Here is an 18,592-nt window from a genome sequence, read left to right on the forward strand (position 1 = left end):
ACTATTCATGACCAATCCTTTGCTTGAAGATTCGCTGTTGCCTGCGTTTTCGGCGATTCAGCCTGAGCATGTACAGCCTGCTATTGAATTCCTGCTGAACCGCAATCGTGAGCGCATGGCGCAATTGCTGGCCGACCTCAAGACATCGGGTGAAACCCCCGGTTGGGACACCCTGGTGGCACCACTGGAGCAGTGGGATGACGAACTGAGCAAGGCCTGGTCGCCGGTGGGTCATTTGAATGGCGTGAATAACTCGGATGAACTGCGGGAAGCCTATAACGCCTGCCTGCCATTATTGAGTCAGTACAGCACCGAAGTCGGCCAGAATGCAGAACTGTGTAATGCCTACAAAGCGTTGCAAGCGTCGGACGAATTTGCCACCTTGAGTGTCCAGCAGCAAACCACCATCAATAACGAATTGCGGGATTTTCACCTGGCGGGTGTCGATTTGCCCGCCGAGAAAAAACAGCGTTTTGGTGCTATCAGCCAGCGCTTGTCGGAAATCACCAGCAAGTTCAGCGAGAACGTTCTGGATGCCACCCACGCCTGGCATAAACAGATTACGGATGAGGCTGAGCTGGCCGGGCTGCCGGATAGTGCCAAGTCATTGCTGGCGCAACTGGCGCAGCAGAAAGAACTGGAAGGTTATCTGATCACACTGGATTTTCCTTCGTTTTACCCGGTGTTGACCTACGCCGACAATCGTGAGTTGCGCCGTGAGGTGTACACCGCCAACGTCACGCGGGCGTCCGATGTGGGCCCAAATGCGGGTGAGTTTGATAACTCCGCCCTGATGCTGGAAATCCTGCAACTGCGTTATGAGCAGGCCCAATTATTGGGTTATGAAAGCTACGCGGCGTTGTCGCTGGCCAGCAAAATGGCTGACACTCCGGATCAGGTGCTGGAATTCCTGAACGATCTGGCGCAAAAAGCCAAGCCTCAGGCGGAGCGTGAAATTGCCGAGCTGAAGCAGTTTGCGCTGGAAGAATACGGCGCCGATGACTTGCAACCCTGGGATGTTGGCTACTACGCCGAGAAACTGCGGCAGCAGCGTTATGCCTTGTCGCAGGAAGATATTCGTCCTTATCTGCCGGTTGATACCGTCATCAAAGGCATGTTTGAAACCGTCTCCCGGCTGTTCGAGCTGGAGTTTGTGGAACAGCAGACGTTTGACCGTTACCACCCGGATGTCCGCTTTTTTGAGATTCACAAAGACGGCCAGCATCTGGCGTCTTTTTATCTGGATCTGTACGCCCGGGCGAAAAAACGCGGCGGTGCCTGGATGGATGTCTGCCGTACCCGGCGTCATACCAGTACCGGGCTGCAATTGCCGGTGGCGTATCTGGTGTGTAACTTCACTCCGCCAGTGGGCGAGCAACCGGCGTTGTTGACCCATGATGAACTGACCACGCTGTTCCACGAATTTGGTCATGGCTTGCACCATATGCTGACGCGTATGGATGTGGCGGCGGTGAGTGGTATTTCCGGGGTTGCCTGGGATGCCGTGGAGCTGCCGAGCCAGTTTCTGGAGAACTGGTGTTACGAGCCAGAGGCGCTGGCGTTTATTTCCGGACACTATCAAACCGGTGAGCCGTTGCCAAAAGCATTGCTCGATAAATTATTGGCTGCCAAAAACTTCCAGAGCGCCATGGGCACCATGCGGCAAATTGAATTTGCCTTGTTTGATTTCCGTTTGCACCACGAATTTCGTGAGCAGGGTGCCGATGTCCAGGCGTTACTGGACGATGTGCGTCGCCAGGTTACCGTGGTACCAACCGTGCCGTTCAGTCGTTTCCAGCATGGCTTTACCCATATTTTTGCCGGTGGTTATGCTGCCGGGTATTACTCCTACAAATGGGCGGAAGTATTAAGTGCCGACGCCTTTTCCCGCTTCGAAGAAGAAGGGATCTTTAATAAACACACCGGCTTGAGTTTTCTTGATGAAATTCTCAGCCAGGGCGGCAGCCGCACAGCGGCGCAGTTGTTCGAGAACTTCCGGGGCCGGGCGCCATCGGTTGAACCCTTGCTGCGTCACTGTGGTATCGACCTGTCACAATCCGCTACTGAAGAAGAGATTGCCTGATGACTGCAATTCGACGTCCACGCCGCTTTATTGCCGGGGCGGTATGCCCCAAATGTGCTGAAATGGACCGGCTGGTGATGTTCACCAATGAAGCCGGCGAAGAAGTCCGCGAATGTGTCAGCTGTGGCTATACCCAAACCACTTCGGAACAGGTGCTGGAAGATGAACAGAACAACCTGGCGACCGAGCTGACCACCCGGGTCTCGCCGCTGGATGGCAAGGCACTGCTGGATGATGAAGAGCAGCCGCTCAAAATTATCGGTCTGACCCCTGACCCCTGACCCCTGAGTTCTGTACCCGGGAGCTGGTAATGAGCCTCGGGTCTGTGTGTATACGTAAGGAAACGCATTTTAAACTTGGTCACGGCGATCGGGATGGTTAGACTGGCCATCTTCCAACACGGAGTCGTTTGTTGTGATCAAGTGGCAGGTGCGCAATATATTGCCGATATTATTCTTGCTGTTGCTGCAAGGCTGCGCCACGTATGGGGCCGGTCTGGGCGCAGTATTGGAAGACGTCAAGCAAGGCAATTTTGCTGCGTCAGAAGCGCAGCTCAAGCAGGCGCTTTCTCCTGGCGGCAGTGACCGCTTGCTCTATTACCTCGAACTTGGCGTGATCCGCCACCTGAATGCCGATTATCGCGGCAGCAATCAGGCCTTCGAACAGGCTGAACGTATCAGTGAACAGCTGGAAACCACCAGTCTGGTAAACAGCACACTGGCAATGTTCAGTAATGCCCGGCAGGCGGACTACGCTGGCCAACCCCACGAAAAACTGTTGATCAATTATTTCAAGGCACTGAACTATCTGGCGTTGGCCGCTGGGCAGGAAGGTCGTAATGAACGCCTGGATGCCCTGGATGGTGCCCGGGTTGAAGCGCGGCGCTTGATTCTCAAACTGAATGATATGCGAGACCAGCAGGGCAGTTACGCCGAGCAAGCCGAACAGGACAGCGGTACGCTCGCGCTGCTGAACGACGTATTCAGTGCGTTATCCGGCAGTGTGATCAACGAAGATAACCTCACGTATCGAGATGATGCGTTGGCGCATTACCTCACCGGCCTCAGTTTTGAAATGAATCGCGAGTACGATGACGCCCGTATCAGCTACCAGCGTGCCGCGGAAACCTATGAGCAGGGCTACGCCAAACAATATCGGCTGGGTAACGGCATGGCTCAGCAAGCCTGGCTGGATAGTGCCCGGATGATGGCCCTGGCTGGTGGCTACGATTCCGAACTGGCGCGCCTGAAACAGGACAAGCTGACCTCGGCCCAGCGTCAGCAGCTGGAGCAGTTTGATCCGCAGCAGGCGCAGGTGGTTGTGATTGAACACAAAGGGCTGGCCCCGGAGCTGGAAGAACTCAACGTCAATATGTGGGCCGACCCGTATACCCGTTCACTCAAGCTGCAGCCCTATTTGTTGGCCAATGACTCGGATGCCTGGGCCTGGTTCTATTTGCTCTACTCCGACAAGGGTGTTTACAACATCCTGACGGCGTATCTGGATGGCACGCAGTATGGTTTCAGCTTTAGCCCGTTTACCAAGACCATATTGCTCGGGCCGGCCTGGCAACAGCTGGAAAGCCTCGGTCTCGACAAGGCGATTGGTTCTTCGTTACGGGTAACTGTGCCTTACTATCGACGTATCACGCCATTGGGAGGCTCTACCTTGACGGTGAACACTTCCGGTCAGGAGCAGTCGTTGGTGATGGACAAGGCGGCCAGTCCAGCCCAGCTGGCACTGCAGCAACGCTTGCTGCACTCTTCGGCAGACATCCAGCAAGCACTGGCGCGCTCAGCCTTGAAAGCCGTCTCGGCCCAGGCGGTGGGTGACAGTGTGGATTCACAGGGGCTGGTGTCGTTTATTGGCAAAATGGCCGCGCAATTAACCGAAGCCGCGGAAACCCGCAGCTGGTTGCTGTTGCCCAACGATATTCGTATCCGCCGGGTGATGCTGCCCGCTGGCGATAATGAACTGACACTGACGTCGACACTGGAACCTGGAGTGGTCGACCGTCATCAAACCCGGATGACATTACAGGCGGGCGAGATTGCCTTGTGGCAGGTACGGTCGCTGGGGAATATATCAACAAGCAAATAATCGGCGCCTGTTATGATTGGCAGTGCGCCGATGATCAATTCAGACCGGCAAATAGTTGTCGAAAAGGGAGAGGATGACCATGTTTAGTAGATTTCGCACGTCCCCGTTGATCACATCACCACGGACGGTGTTACTCGGTTGTGTGGTACTTGCCACGGCTGCAGTGAGTGGTTGTGGTAGTACCGAAGTCAAGCGGGTCGACAGCAACGAAGAGATCGCCTTGAGTGATCGCTGGAATGCGACCGACTCTCGCCTGGTGGCCGAAGAAATGGTGACCGACATGGTGTCGTTCCCCTGGGCGACCGAATTTGAAATGGATCATGGTCGCAACCCGACGGTGATTATCCAGCGTATCAGCAATAAATCCCACGAGCATATTGCCGTCGATACCTTTATCAACGACATCAAGCGCAGCATTATCCGCTCCGGTAAAGCCAGTTTTGTGGCGAGTGGCGAAGAGCGTGAATCGGTACGGGATGAACGTTCGGATCAGGAGCTGAATGCCAAGGACGCCAAGTCGCAAGGGCAAGAAAAAGCCGCGGATTATGCGCTGTCCGGGACGCTGAATTCGATCGTGGACCAGGCCGATAAAGAGCGTGTCACTTTTTATCAGGTGGATCTGAAACTGATCGATATGGAGTCCAATATCGAGGTCTGGAATGGTCAGAAGAAGATTCAGAAATATCAGAAAAAGTCGTCATTCGGGCTGTAATTCATGACTAATCAAACACGCCTCTCGATGTTCAAAAACCTGGCGGCGGCAAGCTGTTGTCTGCTGCTGGTGGCGTGTGCCTCCACGCCCAGGCAAACAACAGACAGCCTGGCGGAGACCAGCACCGGCCAGCGGCCAGACGGCATGCCGGACTGGGCACTGACGCCACCTTCTGCTGCCGGGATGGCGTACGGGGTTGGCAGTATCGAGGTGTATGGCGACCCGGTCAGTGCCATCAAGCGTGCCAGCGAGCTGGCGCGGGTTGATCTGGTCAGCCAGTTACGGGTGACAATCAGCGGTGATTTTTCGTCGACGGTGACAGAAACATCAGGCAGCGACAAGGAAACCCGGGTGCAGCGTAATGTCAGTCAATACGCCCGCAGTCAGGTGGCTGAGGTACAGCTGGACGAGGTAACGATTACCGATGCCTCCGTCGCGGGCGGTTATGCTTACGCGTTGGCAGAACTGGATCGCACCGCGGCAGCAGCCCGCTTGCGCCAGCAGATGTCGGAAATAGAACAGCAGCTGGACCAGTACACCGATGTTGCGCCGCAAGGCGATACCTTGCAGCAGCTGCGTGTGATGTTGCCGGTATTGGGGCTGATAGCCGAGCGCCAGGCCTTTGCTGACAAACTCGGGCTGGTCAGTGTCCAGCATCAGATCCCGGCACTGTCTGCAGAGCATCAAGCCTTGCAGCAACGGGTTTATAGCTTGCTGGATCAGTTGACGGTACGGATATCCTTTGACAATGACGATGCCCGCCTGATGCAGGGTGAACTGATCGAAACGCTGGCATCACAGGGCTTGCGGGTACAGACCCAGGGTAATACCGATCTGGTTTTTGCGGTCAGTGCTGAACGCAGTTCGCGACAGCAGGGCGGCCGTTTTTATGCCTTTGTGCAGGCGCGTATCACCATTGCGGATAGTCAGAGCCGGGTGTTGTCGTCATTCAGTGACACAGCGCGAGGTGTATCCGGGCTGGAAACCAAGGCCTGGCAGGGGGCTGCGAGTGCTGTGGCCGACCAGTTGCAACAGGAATTGGCCAAAACCCTGGCGGAGCGGTTGCGCTAAAACAGATACCGGCTCCTGCAACAGGAGCCGGTATCCCGTTGCCTTACTGACGAATACCTTCGATATACAGCTCCAGATCGACGGGCAGATTCCCCAGCGGGCCATCCATTTTGTAGTCCTTCAGCATGATCGTGGTTGAGCCACTGAAGCCGGCACGGTAGCCACCCCATGGATCATCACCTTCACCAACCTGGCTGACTGGAAAGGTAATGCTTTTGGTGACGCCATGGAAATTAAAATCACCGCTCAGTTCGCCAGTGCCAGCCCCTGTTGGTTTATAACCGGTGCTTTTGAACGACGCCGTGGGGTACTGGTCGGTAGACAGGAAGTCTTTGCTGCGCAGGTGTTTGTCACGCTCGGCATGGTTGGAGTCGATTGAGGCGGTATCAATCTTGATTTCGATCTCGGTATTCGCCGGTTTGGTTTTGTCCCAGTCGAAGTTGCCTTCAAAGGTATTAAAGCGGCCGGTCAGCCAGCTGTAACCCAGGTGTTTGACCTTGAACTGGATGGAGGCATGGGCACCCTTGGTATCCACAATGTACTCCGCCGCGTTGGCGACGGTAGCGGTCATGGCCGCGGCAGATACGGACAGAGCAATAAGCAGTTTTTTCATAGTGGGGTCCTTGATCCGGGGATCGTCAGTCGTTCATTAAATGGTGTATTCAATCGCGTGTATGGATGCTGTCGGTCTTATGGCCGCAGCATGCGTTTCAGGGTGTTGTCCTTGTTGATGACATGATGTTTCAGGGCTGCAAGGGCATGCAGCGCCACCATGCCGGCCAGTGACCACGCCAGCAGCTCATGAATCTGTCCGGCAATTTCTTCCTGGCTGCCGCGGTCTGTGAGGGTGGCGGGCACAGAAAACAGACCAAAAACGTCCACCGCCCGGCCATCGGCGGTCGAAATCAGGTAGCCGCTGACAAACAGCGCCGCCATCACCAGATACAAACCCAAGTGCATCCAATGGGCGGCTTTGTTTGCAATGGCCTTGTCCGCCAGACCGGTGGGGACGGTGTTGAACTGACGCCAGATCAGGCGGGCAAGAAAGACCAGCGCCAACAGCACGCCCACGGCTTTATGGAATTCCAGTGAGCCGTGATACCAGTTGTCGTAATAGGTCAGCTCAACCATATAAAGGCCAAGCCCGAACATGCCAATCACTCCCAGCGCCATCAGCCAGTGCAGGACAATGGCAACCAGTCCGTAGCGATTCGGGGTATTTAGGATCATGGCAGGTTCTCTGTTCAGCTCGGGTTGATTCGGCACTGCATCAGGGAGTGCTGATGTCGCCATTTTCAAGGTAAATGATAACGCTATACATTACGTACAATTGAATACGCCAAACAGAGCGATTACTCGACAACTATTGTGCAAAAATGCACAGAACTAAAGGGATGGGAGTAATAAGCTGTGCAAAAAGATAGCTTCAGTTGGGACGATTTATACGTTGCGTATCGAGTGGCGGAAGTCGGGACGTTGAGTCAAACCGCGGAGCAACTGGGGGTGAATCACTCGACCGTGCTGCGCCGCCTCTCACGCCTGGAACAGCAGTTAGGGGTAAAGCTGTTTATCCGCCATCAGCGAGGTTATCGACTCACCGATGCAGGGCAACTGATGCGGGAACGTATGCAACCGGTTGCTGATGAAATGCTGCGACTGCAGACGAGTCTGACGGCGTTTGATGCATCGCCACCAGGGACGTTGCGGATTTCAACGGTGTCGGATTTTTCGTTGTTTTTTGCCCCCTTGTTGCATGACTTTCGCGAGCAGTATCCACAAACCCGGGTTCAGCTGGTGGCAACGGACGATAAGATGTCGCTGGCCAGTGGTGATGTGCATGTGGCGATCCGGATGGGGCAGCAGCCACAAGAGCCGGATTTGATTGCACGGAAACTGTTACCGGTTGAGATGGAATTCTACGCCGCCGACCGTTATATCCAGCGTTATGGCATGCCGGCCTCGCTGGTTGATGTGAATCGTCATCAATGGGTGTTGCCATCGGGTAACAAGCGGCATATTCCCGGTATTCGGCAATTGTTGGCAGCCCTGGATAGCCGGCAAATTGTGTTTGAGAGCAACAGCTTTACCGATATTCACTCTGCGGTGTCGGCAGGGATGGGCATTGGCCCGGTAGGGGCTTTGCAACGGATAGGCAGCCGTGATGCGTCACTGCAGCAGGTCGACTTTGGCGTTGTAATGGAGCCGTCGTATATGTGGTTCGTGTACCACAAGGATATGCGTGGGAGTGGCAGAATTCAGGCGTTACAGAAATTTATTGTTGAGCGATTGCAGCTCATGGCAGCCCGTGCGATAAGCCACCCGCGCTAGAGTAACTGGCTCGGGGTACCTAGTTTGGCCGACAGACAAGGCCAGGGTTGGCAGATGCGGGTGATGGTTGAGCGGGTTGTGGCGATCGCGGGATATTGGCGCACCAACTGATCCGGGCAGTAGGTCAATGCATCGACTTGTGCGTCAATCCGGAGCGCATCGTCCCCCAGTAGCGTATGAATCACAATATTGGCGGTTGACGGGTCATGATCCAGCAAGGGCCGGCCATGGTGATGAATAAACGCATCGCTGCAGGCTTCCAGCATCCTCAGGGTAAAATAGGCGTGGCATAGTGAGACCATATTGGCAGAGGTGTTTGCCGGGAGCGAGCGATCCAGGTAGGGCAAGTTGTGTTCGATACGCTGATACAGACGTGGCGCCCGTTGCTCAAGCTGGTCCTGAATCAGGCGCTGGTAAACACAGTAAGCCATACTGTATTGGGATAGTTGGCTGACAGCGGCCTCGCTGGCGAGGTGGACAATACGGCTCAGATTATTGAGGTTGGCAGTAATACGCATTTCCAGTTCCGATGCAGGCAGGTGGTTGTGCTGTTCTCGCAGGCGGTGGGCCATGGGTGTCATTTTCACCTCTGATTCTTTTTATATCAATAAAATCAATTACTTACTGATTTCAAATTGAGCTGATAAAAAAAGTATAGCCAAGATTGGCAAACTGGCCAGTCGATTAGTGGGCCGGTGCGAAAGAGACAGGTTGGCGATAGAGCTGAATTGCGAACCGGGTCACAAATACCGCCCGGGCCAACAGAAAGGCGTAAAAACTTAGCCACAAGCCGGTATTACCCAGATCCGTGGTCAGCCACCAGAGCGGCATAAAGACCAGCAAGGCTGCAGCCAACATGGCATTACGCATGGTATGAGTGGCCCCGGCACCGATACACAAACCATCCAGCCAGTAACTCCAGAAGCCTGCCAGGGGTAATCCGACCAGCCAGATTTGATACTCGTCCAGCAGAGGCAGCAGTGCCGTATTATCAGTGAGCAGTGGCCATAACCAGCTGCCTGCTGCGGCAAAAAGCAGGCTCAGCAATACGGCGAGTAATACGGAATTGACGCCAGTAATCAGAATGATACGACGAACATTGGCAGACTGATCCTGCTGCGTCTGAGTGGGTGGGGGCGACTTGTGTGTGGTTTGGCTGGCAGACGCTTGTGCCAGGGTTTGCCCGGTCAGGCTTTCCGCGGCGTGAGCGATGCCATCGAGGGCATTGGAAATCAGCATCAGTAAGGTGATGATCAGGCTGTTGGCCGCCAGAATCAGCTCTCCCTGACGTGCCCCCTGGGCGTTAAAAAATGCAAACAGCAATAATAGGGTCAAGGTACGGACAAACAGCTGGTGGTTGATGCGGATCATGGGTTGCAGTTGCTGCCAGGAAGGGCGCTGGAGCCAATACTGTTTGGCCCGGAGGAGCAGGGGTTGATCGGCACTGTTTGTTTGTCGCAAAACAAACCAGAGACCAGTGGCAAGACCGATATAATCAGCCATCACGCTACCGAAAGCCACGCCGTCGGTGGTCATATCCATACCATAGACAAACAGGGCGTCGAGACCGCCGTTGGCCAGATTGGTGATGGTCATGATGATCAGTGGTACGCGGGTCTGGCCTCGACCAATAAACCAGCCCAGCAGAGCGTATTGAGCAAAAACAGCCGGTACCGAGATCACCCGAATACTGAGGTACAGCTGGGCGCCATCTGATACGGCAGGAGTGGCTCCCATCCAGGGAATCACCAGAGGTAACAGCAACCAGCCACACAGGCCAATAATGGCACTCAGGGGGATGGCCAGCCAGAATGCATGCCCCAACACATCAACCTGCTCTGTGGCCGAGCGACTGCGAGCTGTCAGGGCTGTTGTGCCCATGCGCAGAAAACCGAAGCTCCAGCACAGCAGTGTAAAAAGTTGAGCGCCAATCGACACCGCACCAAGATACGCTGCATCAGGTAGATGCCCCAGAATGGCACTGTCGACCAGTCCCAGTAACGGGACGGTGATATTGCTTAACATAACTGGCCAGGCAATGGTCAGAATGCGACCTTGTGTCGCGGCCCAGCCAGTCGCAGGGGCAGCAGGTGTCAATGACATGACTGATATACTCAATACTCAGAAACAGGAGAATGACAATGAACAACCGGGTGTCTTCAGCGTCTCGTCTCGGCGCTATCTTACTCTTCGTGGTGTTGGCTGTATCGGCTGTAGTGGGCACATTGGCAGCTCGTCTGACCGACCCTGCTACTCGATTGGGTTCTACCAGTGGCATGATGTTATTCCAGAGCGGCAGTCCAGTTTCAGACTTCGAATTTATTGACCAGCATGGTGAGCGGCGTGATCAACGCAGTTTCTCTTCTGGCTGGAAGCTGGTGTTTTTTGGCTATACGTTCTGTCCGGATATTTGCCCGACCACATTGGCGGACCTGAATCGGGTGTGGAAGGCATTGCCTGACGAGACGCTTCAGCATCTGGAAGTGGTCTTCGTGTCGGTAGATCCTCAGCGCGACCGGCCGGCCAGTCTGGCACCTTACCTGCAATATTTTAATCCAGCGTTTGTAGGGCTGACGGGTAATCCCCAGGCCTTGTCATTGCTGGCGCAGGAAATCAACGGATTTTATGCCAGGGTTGATCGTGGTGATGCGCCGTATCTGATGGATCATTCGGCCAACCTGATGCTGGTCGATGCGGATTGGCAGTTTCGTGGTTATATCGAACCGCCATTCCGGCCTGACCGCTTAATCCCGATTTTGACGGCTATTGTTGATAGATAACAAAATGGCGGATATTGGCCCGGTACAGTACGTTACAGTACGATACGAAAAGAACCTCACCGCCGGTTAACGGCGGTGCTGGCAACAAACAGCAGGGTGGCCGCGACGACAACACTGGGGCCAGCGGGGGTGTCCCACCAGAACGAGGCCGACATGCCCATCAGTACCGATACCAACCCGATCAGACTGGCGAACAGGGCCATCTGCTCAGGGGTGCGGGATAAACTGCGAGCTGCTGCTGGCGGGATAATCAGCATGGCGCTGACCAGCAGAATGCCAACAATTTTCATGGCCAGGGCAATCACCAGCGCCAGCATCAGAATCAGTAATAATTGCAGTCGAGCCACCGGGTAGCCATCAATAGCGGCCAGCTCCGGGCTGACAGTCGTTGCCAGCAAGCCGCGCCATTGCCAGATAATCAGGCCGATACAGATTACAGCCGCTATCGCTACCATCAGTGTATCGGTGCTGGTGACAGCCAGTAGATCACCAAACAAATAACCCATCAGATCCACTCGCACATCATGGGCCAGACTCAGAACGACGAGTCCAACGGCCAGCATGCTGTGCGAAATAATCCCCAGTAACGTATCCGAAGACAGAGAGGCAATACGTTGCATCGGATACAGTAACAAGGCCAGTATCACCGAGCTGAGCAGCAAGGCCAGGGTCGGGTTGATATCGGAAATCACACCCAGGGTAATGCCTAGCAGCGCGCCATGGGCCAGGGTGTCGCCGAAAAACGCCATGCGTCGCCATACAACAAAGCTGCCCAGAGGCCCGGTGACGCAGGAGAGCAACAAGCCGCTGAGTAATGGCATTAACCACCAGTAAGATATCATCAGTGCATTCATGGCTGGCGGGTTTCCGCTGTTGGGTCGTCATCGGTATGGCCAACGAGGCAATGCTGGTGGTCATGGTGATGGGTGTAGTGAGCGATTGGCGCCGTACGTTGGCCAAACAGTTGTTGGTAAGCATCACTGACGGAGACCAGGTCGGGATGGCCGGAACAACAAATATGGCCATTCATACAGATCACTTCATCCGTCGCTGCCATGACCAGATGCAAATCGTGGGAAATCATCAGCACCCCACAGCCGAGTTCGTCACGCAATGTTGGGATCAGCCGGTAGAGCTCATGCTGCCCCTGGACGTCGACCCCTTGCACAGGCTCATCCAGTACCAACAGGTCGGGTTTCAGCAGCAGGGCCCGGGCCAGCAAGACGCGCTGCCATTCGCCACCGGACAAGTCCTGGATATCCTGATTGACTAGGAGCTGAATACCCAGGCGATTGAGCCAGCCATGAATGGCACTGTCCTGTGCACTGCGAGCCAGACGCAGAAAACCGAGTACGGTGAGAGGCAACCTTGGTTCCAGTTGCAGATGCTGTGGCATATAACCAATCGTCAGCGGCTTGCGACGCCAAACGGAGCCGGAGTCGACCTTCTCCAGCCCCAGTAAAATACGGATCAGGGTCGATTTACCACAGCCATTAGGGCCGATCAGGGTCAGAATCTCGCCGGCGTGCAGCTCCAGGGAAATATCCGTCAGCACCTGTTTATGACGACGCTTGAGATTCAAACCAGTCGCTTTTAATAGCAGAGGACGATCAGGCATGATCATTGGCCGTGGTTTCCCCAGATGCTGGCTGACAGCTCGGGCATAAGCCGGTCAGTTCGGTCAACTGGTGGTGCACCTGCACTCCCAGCACCTGTTCGACTTGTCGGGTTAATGCATTCAGCTTGTCGTTGGGCAGCTCCTGGGCCTGGCCACAGTGTTCACAGATAAAAAAGCACACTGGGTGATTGGCTCCCGGATGATTACAGCCTACATAGGCATTTAATGAATGCAGCCGGTGTACCAGTCCCAGATCGAGCAAGAAATCCAGCGCCCGGTACACCGTCGGAGGTGCAGAGTTGAAGCCATCATTGGCTAGGGCTGGCAGCAGTTCATAGGCACCAACCGGCTTATGGCTTTGCCAGATCAGTTCCAGCACCCGTTGGCGGACTTTGGTCAGGCGTGCTCCCTTGTCATGGCACAAGGATTGGGCCTGGCTCAGCGCATTGGCGACACAATGCGAATGATTGTGGGGTTGGTACACATTCTGACTCATGGAAGGTCAACCTTAGGTTATAATGTTGCAATATTACGAAAGACTGAACGAGACACAATGAACAAAGTGATATTTTTACTGTTATTGGTACTTCTTGGCGCCTCCACACCAGCGTTTGCCGCTGCAGATATGGACGATGCCCTTACATCCGAAAGCCGGATGCCATCCGTGTTGGCCAGTGTGCACCCGCTGGCGCTGGTCGCGGCTTCTGTCGTTCCGGCAGAGCGGCTGAATGTGCTGGTGCCTCCGGGGATGACACCCCATGATTTTGCCCTGCGCCCTTCGGATATCGACCTGATCCAGAATGCTGACATTATTCTGTGGGCCGGGCCGGTGACTGAGCCGTACCTGAAAGGCTTTGCCAACCGCTGGCCCGACAAAATATGGATCAACGTGGCGGAACTGGGGCAAGACAGCCCGATCCAGGACCCTCACTGGTGGCTGTCGCCCAGCGTTATGAAGTTGGCGCAGCAGCAGCTGGCAGAGCAGGTCGGGCGAGATTCGGCAACCTTTGCCGCAGCCGTCGATCTGGCGGTGGACGAAAGCCGAACCCTGTTGGCCCCTGTGCGGCAGCGTGGCTTTTTTGTTTTTCACCGCGCCTACGACCATTGGGTCGCGGCACTGGGCTTGAACCAGGTGGGTTATTTCACCCTTAGCCCGGAACAGAAGCCGGGTATCCGCACCTTGCAGACCATGCGTTCACAGTTAATGAGTGGTGAGGTGGTCTGCGTCTTCAGTGAACCGGAATTCTCACCGGCCTTGGTGGATCGTATTGTTGAAGGCATTACGGTCGGTCGTGGTGAACTGGATCCGATGGGGCTGCAAGTCGAGATTGCCAGCGATGCCTATCCTGCACTCTTGATGGATATGGCACACCGCGCCAGGACTTGTCTGGAAGCGGTTGCAATGGATAAGGCCGGTGTTCTGGAGTGGGAAACCGAGATCGACAAGGCGTCGCCGGGCCCGGATGATCCGGAAGACGAAGCGAGTGATCACCACCATCATCATGAACCCGATCACCACCATGAATAATCATGGCTGATCGTTGTTTTACCCCGGGTTTGGGCTTATGGCGCAGACCCGGCAATTCCCTGCGTGGATGACCCTTGCTTGAGGCGGCGGGTTTGATATTCAGCCAACTGCGTTTTGGAAGCGCGCTGCAACAACCTGCTAGAATGATGCTTAATTCAGGTAGCCACCCGGTAAGCGAGCACTCATCATGTCTCAGCCCTCTTCTTCGATCGATCTCCCGCTAGCAATTGTTACCCTGGCCGCAGGCAAGGGTTCTCGGATGAAATCCGATTTACCCAAAGTGTTACACCCGCTGGCTGGCAAGCCGATGTTGCAGCATGTGCTCGACAGTGCCAGTCAACTGGCCGGTGCGCGTCAGTATGTGGTGATTGGTCATGGGGCAGAACAGGTACAGGCCGCGATGACACAAGATGTTTGCTGGGTCATGCAATCACAGCAGCAAGGTACCGGCCATGCGGTTGCCCAGGCGATGCCTGAAGTGCCGGATGACGCTATCGTACTGGTGCTGTATGGCGATGTGCCGCTGATTAGCACATCAACCTTGTCTGCTCTGTTGGCGGAGACTCATGCATCGGCCGAACAAACCGGCGGGTTGGCATTGCTGACGATCGAGCTGGCGGATGCGACGGGTTATGGCCGTATCGTACGGGATGACAGTGGCAATATTCAGGCGATTGTCGAACACAAGGATGCGACGCAAGAGCAACGGACTATCCGGGAAGTGAATACCGGTATTCTGGCGGTGGCAGCCAGTCATCTGAAGCGTTGGTTGCCGCTCTTGTCAGATAGCAATGTGCAGGGTGAGTATTATCTAACGGATATTGTTGCGCTGGCGGTGGCGGAAGGTACGGCGGTACGGGCGATTCATCCCCAGTATGAGCACGAGGTGCAGGGGGTGAATGATCGCTTGCAGCTGGCCGGTCTCGAACGGGTGTTTCAGCGACAGCAAGCGGATGAGCTGATGCGGCTCGGGGTGGCGCTGGCCGACCCGGCACGGTTGGATATTCGGGGTTCACTGACGGTGGGCCAGGATGTGTCGATTGATGTGGGGTGTATTTTTGAAGGTGATGTCGTGCTGGGAGACGGCGTCAGTATTGGTCCTTATTGTGTGATACGAAACAGCCAGTTGGCGGCCTCAACCCAGGTTGAGGCCTATTGTCATCTCGATGACGCGGCCGTGGCGCAGACATGTGCCATTGGTCCTTATGCCCGGTTACGGCCGGGGGCGGAGCTGGCCGACGGTGCCAAGGTTGGCAATTTTTGCGAAGTAAAAAAATCACGTATCGGAGCCGGCTCCAAGGTCAACCATCTCAGTTATATCGGTAATGCCGATGTTGGCGTCGGTGTGAATATCGGTGCTGGTACCATTACCTGTAATTACGATGGGGTGAACAAGGCAACGACGCGTATCGGGGATAATGCCTTTATCGGTTCCAATTCAGCCCTGGTGGCACCGGTCGAGATCGGTGCCAACACCACGATTGGTGCCGGGTCTGTGATTGTCAGGGAAGTGACTGATCAGCAATTGGCGATTGCACGGGGCAAGCAGCGCAATATCGATGGTTGGCAGCGGCCGCAGAAAAAGTCCTGATTACTGTGCGACGATAAAAAAGACAGACAATAAAAAGCCGGAAAGTTGTTCCGGCTTTTTATTGTCTGTCTGCTATGGATATGGATGACAGGAACCGGTATGACCCGTTTGCCCTGTCAGAGCTAGCTCTCCAGCCAGCTGTTTAATACATCGATATCCTGTTCGCTCAGAGTACCGGCATAAAATTTCAGGTTAAGCAGGTTGATAATGTAGTCGTAGCGGGCATTGGCGTAGTCGCGTTGGGCGCTGAACAGGTTCTTTTGGGCATCCAGCACTTCAACGATATTACGGGTTCCTACCTGGTAGCCAGTTTCTGTGGCTTTCAGAGCACTTTCAGCCGAGGTAATGGATTGTTTGCGGGCATCGATATTTTGCACGCTGGTCTGCAGCTGACGAAACAGGCTGCGGATATTCTGTTTTACACCGCGACGTTGCTGCTCGAGCTGATAATCAGCGGTTGCCAGATTGCTGGCCGACTGTTTGCTTTGTGCGTACAGAGAACCACCGGTAAACAGCGGCATGGATACGGTCAGGCCAATGGTGCCAACGGTTGAGTCGGTTGGATCGGTGGTGTAAGTGGGTGCCACGTCCGAGATGGTGTAACTGGCACTGAGGTCGACGGTTGGCAAACGGTTGGAGCGGGTTGCGTTACGTTGCAGGCGAACCCCTTCTTTTTGCGCAATCGCCATACGGATGCCCGCGTATTTTTCCAGGCCGGATTCAACCCAGCTGGAAACATCTGCCGGGGCTGGCATTTGCATGCTGATGTCATCCTGCAGGCTGGCAACCTGATCGTAGCGTTGGCCGGTCAGGACTTCCAATGCCTCATAACTGATATCCAGGGCGGCTTGCAGGCTCAGCAAGTTGACATAGGTGAGGTCATAAATCGCCTGTGCTTCATGGACATCGGTAATGGCAATCAGGCCAACATCAAAGCGTTGCTGGGTTTGTTCCAGTGAGCGTTTGACGGCACGTTCTTCTGCTTTGGCTGTTTCGAGATTATCTGCTGCCCGCAATATATTGAAATAGGCCTGTGCCGTACGGAGCAGCAACTGTTGTTCCGCCAGTTGCAGTTGGGATTCGTAGCTACTGTCTATGGTTTTGGCAGCTTGATAGGTGTACCAGCTGTTGAGATTGAACAGGGTTTGGGAGGCGGATAGCTGCAGCGCGCCCAGTTCATAATCGGCGGTGCTGGTTGATACCGAGTAGTCATTGTTATTAATGATACTGATGATGCTGGCACTCTCAGCTTCGACATCATAATGGGTATAGCTATAGCTGGCCTGGGCTTGTGGCAAAATGGCACCACGAGCAATCGTCACATTGTAGCCATTTGCTTCCCGCTCTGTTCTGGCAGCGGCGATTTCAGCGTCGTTGCTGGCCGCTTGGCGGTAAATGGTGCTAAGGTCACTCGCGGTAGCGATACTGGATACAAGTACCAGGGTTGAGATGGAAAGCAGTTTTTTCATGACAAAACCTTTGCTGAATCCTGGAAAATAGACTGCCATTGAGTCTATCAGAAAAAAACTGATGGGCTGTCTTGGCATTGTGCATGCGTTCAGAACAGTGCGTGCCTCCCGCGAAGCTTAAGTATTCTTGTTGAGTAATATAGTCAGGTCAAGCATGGATAATAACAAATCGACTCCTGGCCATAAGGACTGGGAATTAACGCATAAAGAAGTGGCGTATCAGGGCTTTTTCCGTATTGAGCGGTTATGGTTGCGGCACAAAACATTCGCCGGTGGCTGGACCGACACTTTCAGTCGGGAGTTGTTTGAACGCGGCGAAGTGGTGTGCGTGCTGTTATATGACCCGCAACGGGATGTGTTGGTTTTCACGGAGCAGTTTCGCGTAGGGGCCATCGGTGCGGATAATACGCCCTGGCTGACCGAGTTAGTGGCGGGCATGGTAGAAGCCGGTGAGTCGGTGGAAGATGTCGCTGCCCGTGAGACGATGGAAGAGGCCGGCTGTCGGTTTGAGCGATTGTTGCCTATCTGCAGCTACTGGTCTTCTCCTGGTGGTACCAGTGAGCGGGTGCATCTCTTTTGCGGATTACTGGACAGTCGGGGTGTTGAAGGGATTCATGGACTGCCAGAAGAACATGAAGATATCCGGCTGCGGCCCATGAGTTTTGAGGACGCATGGCAGGCGTTCGAAGCTGGAGAAATTGACAACGCGGCCACTATTATCGCGCTGCAATGGATGAAAATTCATCACAGTGAGCTAAGTCAGTACTAACCGGGTATTGGCTTTATCGACTGTATCACCTTGATTGTGATTATGAACAACCGTATACGACAGCGTTATATTCCTGACCTCACGGTCTTGTCTTCTTTGGGGCAAGCGAACTATGCCCGGCTGCAAAAATTAGTGACAGATCACACTGTAGGAGTGGAACATGCGTACAGCATGAGTAATGGCTCGCAGCCTGCCAGCAGAATATCCGTTAAAATCGAGGAAAATCACCGCTACACCACGATGTTGAAAGTGTCTCAGATGGATGAGGCCAAGCGCTGGGTTGCTCCGCCAGTCATGACGGTTCGTATGTATCATGATGTGTGCATGGCGGAAGTGATTGGTTATCAGAACGAGCGGGTTGGTGAGGGGCGATATGATTATCCGAATGACCAGATGCGGCTGCCTGATGAAAAAACGCAGTTAAACCGCTTTCTGGCTGACTGGCTGGAACATTGTATGAAATTCGGACATATTGACCAGTCAGTGGCTTTGAGTTCTGGAAGTCATTCTCCAGCTGACGGCGTGTAGGGAATCTCGGTTGTT

The 18,592-nt window shown here is 54.5% G+C and carries 19 protein-coding genes; 11 read left to right on the plus strand and 8 right to left on the minus strand.

Annotated features, from left to right (window positions below):
* Positions 1 to 7 precede the first annotated feature (7 nt).
* From prlC to Q8W32_RS02970, 5 genes are all read left to right on the plus strand, one after another.
* Complete coding sequence (gene prlC, locus Q8W32_RS02950) at positions 8 to 2,083, plus strand: oligopeptidase A (protein WP_303431297.1); 2,076 nt, start codon at positions 8 to 10, stop codon at positions 2,081 to 2,083.
* Positions 2,083 to 2,364: a YheV family putative zinc ribbon protein gene (locus Q8W32_RS02955; protein WP_303431298.1), complete on the plus strand. Its 282-nt coding sequence runs from the start codon at positions 2,083 to 2,085 to the stop codon at positions 2,362 to 2,364. The genes prlC and Q8W32_RS02955 overlap by 1 nt, the downstream gene beginning before the upstream one ends.
* Before the next feature lie 133 nt (positions 2,365 to 2,497).
* A complete protein-coding gene (locus tag Q8W32_RS02960) occupies positions 2,498 to 4,183 on the plus strand; it encodes a hypothetical protein (protein WP_303431299.1) in 1,686 nt (561 codons plus the stop codon).
* Positions 4,184 to 4,262: 79 nt separating this feature from the next.
* Positions 4,263 to 4,895, plus strand: a complete 633-nt coding sequence (locus Q8W32_RS02965) for a penicillin-binding protein activator LpoB (RefSeq protein ID WP_305413641.1) — start codon at positions 4,263 to 4,265, stop codon at positions 4,893 to 4,895.
* A gap of 3 nt (positions 4,896 to 4,898) precedes the next feature.
* The gene (locus Q8W32_RS02970) at positions 4,899 to 5,966 is read left to right on the plus strand and encodes a hypothetical protein (RefSeq protein ID WP_303431303.1); all 1,068 of its coding nucleotides are present in this window, start codon (positions 4,899 to 4,901) and stop codon (positions 5,964 to 5,966) included.
* A 43-nt stretch (positions 5,967 to 6,009) separates the two neighbouring features.
* Here the strand turns inward: Q8W32_RS02970 and Q8W32_RS02975 are convergent, their stop codons facing one another.
* Both Q8W32_RS02975 and Q8W32_RS02980 read right to left on the minus strand, forming a co-directional pair.
* Positions 6,010 to 6,579: a YceI family protein gene (locus Q8W32_RS02975; protein ID WP_303431304.1), complete on the minus strand. Its 570-nt coding sequence runs from the start codon at positions 6,577 to 6,579 to the stop codon at positions 6,010 to 6,012.
* A 77-nt stretch (positions 6,580 to 6,656) separates the two neighbouring features.
* Complete coding sequence (locus Q8W32_RS02980) at positions 6,657 to 7,196, minus strand: cytochrome b (protein WP_305413643.1); 540 nt, start codon at positions 7,194 to 7,196, stop codon at positions 6,657 to 6,659.
* A 180-nt stretch (positions 7,197 to 7,376) separates the two neighbouring features.
* Between Q8W32_RS02980 and Q8W32_RS02985 the strand changes: the two genes are divergently transcribed.
* On the plus strand, positions 7,377 to 8,294 hold the full coding sequence (locus Q8W32_RS02985) for a LysR family transcriptional regulator (protein ID WP_305413644.1): 918 nt from the start codon (positions 7,377 to 7,379) through the stop codon (positions 8,292 to 8,294).
* Here the strand turns inward: Q8W32_RS02985 and Q8W32_RS02990 are convergent.
* Together Q8W32_RS02990 and Q8W32_RS02995 are read right to left on the minus strand one after the other, a co-directional pair.
* Positions 8,291 to 8,881 (minus strand): hypothetical protein, encoded by a 591-nt coding sequence (locus tag Q8W32_RS02990; protein WP_303431307.1) that lies wholly within the window; start codon positions 8,879 to 8,881, stop codon positions 8,291 to 8,293. The two genes, Q8W32_RS02985 and Q8W32_RS02990, sit on opposite strands and share 4 nt — an antisense overlap.
* 97 nt (positions 8,882 to 8,978) lie before the next feature.
* Positions 8,979 to 10,397, minus strand: a complete 1,419-nt coding sequence (locus Q8W32_RS02995) for an MATE family efflux transporter (RefSeq protein WP_305413646.1) — start codon at positions 10,395 to 10,397, stop codon at positions 8,979 to 8,981.
* A 38-nt stretch (positions 10,398 to 10,435) separates the two neighbouring features.
* On the opposite strand from Q8W32_RS02995, the gene Q8W32_RS03000 reads away from it, so the two are divergent.
* Positions 10,436 to 11,074, plus strand: coding sequence for an SCO family protein (locus Q8W32_RS03000; protein WP_303431309.1), 639 nt, complete (start codon positions 10,436 to 10,438; stop codon positions 11,072 to 11,074).
* A gap of 56 nt (positions 11,075 to 11,130) precedes the next feature.
* Here Q8W32_RS03000 and znuB read toward each other — a convergent pair whose 3' ends face one another.
* The 3 genes from znuB to Q8W32_RS03015 are packed head-to-tail and all read right to left on the minus strand — an operon-like array spanning position 11,131 to position 13,188.
* Complete coding sequence (znuB, locus tag Q8W32_RS03005) at positions 11,131 to 11,928, minus strand: zinc ABC transporter permease subunit ZnuB (RefSeq protein ID WP_305413648.1); 798 nt, start codon at positions 11,926 to 11,928, stop codon at positions 11,131 to 11,133.
* On the minus strand, positions 11,925 to 12,692 hold the full coding sequence (locus Q8W32_RS03010; protein ID WP_305413650.1) for an ATP-binding cassette domain-containing protein: 768 nt from the start codon (positions 12,690 to 12,692) through the stop codon (positions 11,925 to 11,927). The genes znuB and Q8W32_RS03010 overlap by 4 nt, the downstream gene beginning before the upstream one ends.
* Entirely contained in the window at positions 12,685 to 13,188 is a 504-nt protein-coding gene (locus Q8W32_RS03015) for a Fur family transcriptional regulator (protein ID WP_303431312.1), read from the minus strand. Before Q8W32_RS03015 ends, Q8W32_RS03010 begins: the two co-directional genes overlap by 8 nt.
* Positions 13,189 to 13,245: 57 nt before the next feature.
* Between Q8W32_RS03015 and Q8W32_RS03020 the strand changes: the two genes are divergently transcribed.
* Both Q8W32_RS03020 and glmU read left to right on the plus strand, forming a co-directional pair.
* Positions 13,246 to 14,220: a metal ABC transporter solute-binding protein, Zn/Mn family gene (locus Q8W32_RS03020; protein ID WP_305413651.1), complete on the plus strand. Its 975-nt coding sequence runs from the start codon at positions 13,246 to 13,248 to the stop codon at positions 14,218 to 14,220.
* A 187-nt stretch (positions 14,221 to 14,407) separates the two neighbouring features.
* Entirely contained in the window at positions 14,408 to 15,811 is a 1,404-nt protein-coding gene (gene glmU, locus Q8W32_RS03025; RefSeq protein WP_305413652.1) for a bifunctional UDP-N-acetylglucosamine diphosphorylase/glucosamine-1-phosphate N-acetyltransferase GlmU, read from the plus strand.
* A 122-nt stretch (positions 15,812 to 15,933) separates the two neighbouring features.
* On the opposite strand, the gene Q8W32_RS03030 is transcribed toward glmU, so the two are convergent.
* Complete coding sequence (locus Q8W32_RS03030) at positions 15,934 to 17,280, minus strand: TolC family outer membrane protein (protein ID WP_303431315.1); 1,347 nt, start codon at positions 17,278 to 17,280, stop codon at positions 15,934 to 15,936.
* Between the two features lie 154 nt (positions 17,281 to 17,434).
* On the opposite strand from Q8W32_RS03030, the gene Q8W32_RS03035 reads away from it, so the two are divergent.
* Positions 17,435 to 18,049 carry an NUDIX domain-containing protein gene (locus Q8W32_RS03035; RefSeq protein WP_303431316.1) on the plus strand — a complete coding sequence of 205 codons (615 nt, stop codon included), beginning with the start codon at positions 17,435 to 17,437 and terminating at the stop codon, positions 18,047 to 18,049.
* 42 nt (positions 18,050 to 18,091) lie between these two features.
* On the plus strand, positions 18,092 to 18,577 hold the full coding sequence (locus tag Q8W32_RS03040) for a DUF1249 domain-containing protein (RefSeq protein WP_303431317.1): 486 nt from the start codon (positions 18,092 to 18,094) through the stop codon (positions 18,575 to 18,577).
* Positions 18,578 to 18,592: the final 15 nt, after the last annotated feature.

This window comes from Oceanobacter sp. 3_MG-2023 (assembly GCF_030688925.1).
In the GTDB taxonomy this organism is placed as follows: domain Bacteria; phylum Pseudomonadota; class Gammaproteobacteria; order Pseudomonadales; family Oceanobacteraceae; genus Oceanobacter.

Bases quoted from the DNA above. Each gene is read 5' to 3' on its own strand.
- Q8W32_RS02995 (WP_305413646.1), bottom strand. From the start codon at position 10,397: ATGTCATTGACACCTGCTGCCCCTGCGACTGGCTGGGCCGCGACACAA.
- Q8W32_RS02975 (WP_303431304.1), bottom strand. From the start codon at position 6,579: ATGAAAAAACTGCTTATTGCTCTGTCCGTATCTGCCGCGGCCATGACC.
- Q8W32_RS03010 (WP_305413650.1), bottom strand. From the start codon at position 12,692: ATGCCTGATCGTCCTCTGCTATTAAAAGCGACTGGTTTGAATCTCAAG.
- Q8W32_RS02970 (WP_303431303.1), top strand. From the start codon at position 4,899: ATGACTAATCAAACACGCCTCTCGATGTTCAAAAACCTGGCGGCGGCA.
- Q8W32_RS02980 (WP_305413643.1), bottom strand. From the start codon at position 7,196: ATGATCCTAAATACCCCGAATCGCTACGGACTGGTTGCCATTGTCCTG.
- Q8W32_RS03030 (WP_303431315.1), bottom strand. From the start codon at position 17,280: ATGAAAAAACTGCTTTCCATCTCAACCCTGGTACTTGTATCCAGTATC.
- Q8W32_RS03020 (WP_305413651.1), top strand. From the start codon at position 13,246: ATGAACAAAGTGATATTTTTACTGTTATTGGTACTTCTTGGCGCCTCC.
- Q8W32_RS02955 (WP_303431298.1), top strand. From the start codon at position 2,083: ATGACTGCAATTCGACGTCCACGCCGCTTTATTGCCGGGGCGGTATGC.
- Q8W32_RS03000 (WP_303431309.1), top strand. From the start codon at position 10,436: ATGAACAACCGGGTGTCTTCAGCGTCTCGTCTCGGCGCTATCTTACTC.
- Q8W32_RS03040 (WP_303431317.1), top strand. From the start codon at position 18,092: ATGAACAACCGTATACGACAGCGTTATATTCCTGACCTCACGGTCTTG.
- Q8W32_RS03015 (WP_303431312.1), bottom strand. From the start codon at position 13,188: ATGAGTCAGAATGTGTACCAACCCCACAATCATTCGCATTGTGTCGCC.
- znuB (WP_305413648.1), bottom strand. From the start codon at position 11,928: ATGAATGCACTGATGATATCTTACTGGTGGTTAATGCCATTACTCAGC.
- glmU (WP_305413652.1), top strand. From the start codon at position 14,408: ATGTCTCAGCCCTCTTCTTCGATCGATCTCCCGCTAGCAATTGTTACC.
- Q8W32_RS02965 (WP_305413641.1), top strand. From the start codon at position 4,263: ATGTTTAGTAGATTTCGCACGTCCCCGTTGATCACATCACCACGGACG.
- prlC (WP_303431297.1), top strand. From the start codon at position 8: ATGACCAATCCTTTGCTTGAAGATTCGCTGTTGCCTGCGTTTTCGGCG.
- Q8W32_RS03035 (WP_303431316.1), top strand. From the start codon at position 17,435: ATGGATAATAACAAATCGACTCCTGGCCATAAGGACTGGGAATTAACG.